3 protein-coding genes are annotated in these 3,291 nt (G+C 47.4%); all 3 read right to left on the bottom strand.

From position 1 onward, the window contains the following. Window positions 1–154: 154 nt before the first annotated feature. The 3 genes from HK25_RS11950 to HK25_RS11940 all read right to left on the bottom strand — a co-directional run bounded on the left by HK25_RS11950 (window position 155) and on the right by HK25_RS11940 (window position 3,093). Window positions 155–1,057, bottom strand: coding sequence for a LysR family transcriptional regulator (locus HK25_RS11950; RefSeq protein ID WP_086555546.1), 903 nt, complete (start codon window positions 1,055–1,057; stop codon window positions 155–157). Window positions 1,058–1,151: 94 nt separating this feature from the next. Then, complete coding sequence (locus HK25_RS11945; RefSeq protein WP_086636372.1) at window positions 1,152–2,456, bottom strand: NTP/NDP exchange transporter; 1,305 nt, start codon at window positions 2,454–2,456, stop codon at window positions 1,152–1,154. After that, complete coding sequence (locus tag HK25_RS11940; RefSeq protein WP_233127822.1) at window positions 2,446–3,093, bottom strand: NADPH-dependent F420 reductase; 648 nt, start codon at window positions 3,091–3,093, stop codon at window positions 2,446–2,448. Before HK25_RS11940 ends, HK25_RS11945 begins: the two co-directional genes overlap by 11 nt. Between the last annotated feature and the right edge of the window lie 198 nt (window positions 3,094–3,291).

The raw sequence follows: 3,291 nt of genomic DNA, 5'->3' as shown, positions 1-3,291 counted from the left end.
CCTTACGACTGGCATCTGTATAAAAAGCGTCACCTGATCGAAAACATGTTCGCAAAGCTCAAAGGCTGGCGACGGGTGGCAACACGATACGATCGCTGCGCTCATACTTTTATATGTAAGCAATCTTAAAGAATGTGTCCTGAGCCTGGATATATTATAGTGATTTTATATATTTCTTCATTTCTTTAAGAAGAAGCCGAACACTGCTTTTAACATGCTCACGGGAAGGCAGTACAGCATAAAGAGAGACTGTTTCTCCCTGAAATTCAGGTAAAATCCTTATCAGGCTGCCATTATTGAGATTATCCTGCGCATCCCATAGTAATTTATAGGCAATACCTTTGCCTGACAGTGCCCAGTCATGCACAATTTCAGCACTTGTGCTGCTAAGCCTTGGCGTCACCACCACCACATGTGAGCTATTTTTATTTTCCAGTATCCACTGATTTAACGGCTCCATCGTTTTATAACGCCGTAAACACAGGCAGGTATGTTTTTTTAAATCTTCCGGCGTCTGAGGCTGACCATATTGTTCAATATATTCTGGGGAGGCACAGGGCACTCTGTTCGTTGATGCAAGTTTTGTAACAATAGAACCGGATGTTTCAGGCATGCCCAGGCGAATAATCAGATCAAGATAGTCGCCAAAATCATATGACCCCTCAGAAGCAACAGCGAGACTGAGCTGAAGGTCGGGGTGCTCGCTACCAAAATGTGCTATGAAGGGTGCCAGTTTGTTACGCCCCAGCTCAAGTGGTGCACCTATGCTTAACGCCCCCTGTAAGAGACGGTTAGACTGCATAATTTCGGCCTCAAGGTGTTCTGTACCCTCAACAAGCTTTACGCCACCATCATAATAAAGCTGTCCGCTGTCACTCAGATGAAAATGTCGCGTATTACGCACAACAAGTGTTACACCCAGCCGCTCTTCAAGGCGTCTTAACCTGCGCGATACAGCAGGGGCAGAGACACCCAGCCGCTTTGCTGTCGCACTGACACTACCAGCCTGAACCAGCTGAACAAAAAAACTAATATCTGTCAGATTTTCGAGAATCATCTTCAAAATGGCCCTGACCACTCTCGTATATATACCAGTGCAATCCATAGCGACTGATGCTGTGCATACAAGAGCTTAGCTGCATTGTGCTACGCTATGTACTCTCCTTTTCTGAGCGGAAAGACTGATCATCCTGTCCGCCAAGAAAATATCCTGTTCCGGCCCATATAAAAGCCAGCGCAGCACCGGCAAGGGAGACGACGACAGAACTTTGCGAAACGGCGGTAATCGCAGCAATAGTCCAGCCACTGACGGCATCACCCGCACGGTATACTACGGTATCGAGAAAGCTTTTTGCACGATATTTTACATCTGCCGGCATTGGCGTGAACAAAATTTCACGCCCGGGGCGAATAAACGCATATTCACTCACACGTCTTATCGCCATAACAGTCGCGACCATGACAAACACCGGCCATATTGCAAGCATCAGAAACCCTGCCGTAATAATCAATGGTGCAATGGTCAGCAGGCCTTTGACACCGAAACGATGTGCAAAGCGTCCGGTTATTACTACCTGACAAAGCAGAGAAAGGGCCTGAACAGCGCTGTCAATAATTGAAAAAACACGCACCTGTTCCGCTCGTGAAGGGAAGGTAACAGCTACTAATCTGGCCTGTTCAAAGTAAAGAAAAGTCGATGATGTGCTTAACAGCATAACAAAAGCGGCAAGACACAACAGATAAGGTGAACGCATGACCATCGTGAAACCAGCAAAAGGGTTACCTCTTACCGGGCGGTAACGTGCTTCACACTCCTCCTCATTCTCCTGGCTGGTACGCCACGCCATTAAACGTGACTTAGCCAGCAGGGAGCCTCCTAACAGGAACGCTGAAACCACCATTAACCCTGGTAGTGATACAATACTGACGAGTAGTGCCCCGGCAACGGGTCCGGTAATACCGCCAATACTGGCGCCGCTGGCAATGAAACCAAAAAGACGGCCTGCCTGCTCTTTTCTGAATATATCCGCCATCAGACTCCAGGCGACGGATACAACGAATAAATTAAAAACTGACAACCAGACAAAAAATGCCCGTGCCACCCACAGGCTGGTAGGCCACAAAAAAAGACAACATGCAAAGCCAAGCATGTTGAGAGCAAAAAAACTATAAACCCAGTTAATAAACTGCGCGCGAGCCACGCGGGCATTAAGCCATCCATAAAGGGGTACAGCCAGCAGCATAACGATAAAGGTAGAGCTAAACAGCCATTGCAGATTATGGAGCCCGCTGGCAATGCCCATAGCATCACGCACCGGGCGCAAAACTGCGTAGCTGGTAAAAAGAAAGAAAAAAAGCCCAAACCCCCAGAGGCACGCGCTCACTTCATCCGGGTGAGCATTAATGGCTTTACAAAATCTGAGAATAAAAGACCCCGGTGTTTTATCAGAGATCATGACCACGCACAGGTACGCAGCCTGTCGCTTTAATCAGCTGAGCGGCAACCTCACCGGCTTTATCGTTTGTAAAACTATACAGAACTTCTGTGTCGCCACCGCCACCATTAGTCAGACTACTGGCATTAACTGAATTAAATGCCCGTACAAATAATGTGCCTGGAAATAGCTGTGCCGAATATTTGGCGACACCAAAACTACGGGCTTTTTCAGCCACGGCACCATCCCGATAAGGGTAGGCGTTATCAGCATCAATCAGTATTTTACCAGCGAGTGCCTTACTATATTTTTCTGCAACAGACGGCTCAGCCCCATAAGGAACAGCCAGTAAAATGACATCACCAAAAGCTATTGCCTGTGCTACATCTCCCGCCCGTGCATTTGCACCGGCATTTGCAACGACATCCTGCAGTAATTCCGGCTCTCTGGATGAGAACATAACCTGATAACCAGCCTGTGCCCATAAACGCCCAAGAGTGCCGCCTACCTGCCCGGAACCAATAATGCCAATACGTGGCAAATTTGTTTTTCCTGGTCTGTAAGATTCTGCCATGGCCGGGGGCAGGGACGTTATTGCAGTTATACCGCATATAATTTTCAGCACGTTGCGCCGCGATGAACGAAATGATGGTGGCATATTAAAGCCTCCCCTGTAGCCTGATAGAGAGCTTTCAGCATACTCAATGTTTGTCAGGGTGCAACATGCACATATAGCCATAGTCTGCACAAACATCAGCACGTTATTTTTATGCAAAATAAAATTTTAAAGTCAGGCTCAGGACTCATTCGTTAAGATAGAAGAGGACGGTTGCAGCGATATGGATTGCGGACATGA

The organism is Acetobacter sp. DsW_059, assembly GCF_002153695.1.
Classification (GTDB): Bacteria; Pseudomonadota; Alphaproteobacteria; order Acetobacterales; family Acetobacteraceae; genus Acetobacter; species Acetobacter thailandicus.
The sequence above is the reverse complement of the archived record's forward strand: the minus strand, read 5'-3'. Positions and strand labels throughout refer to the sequence as shown.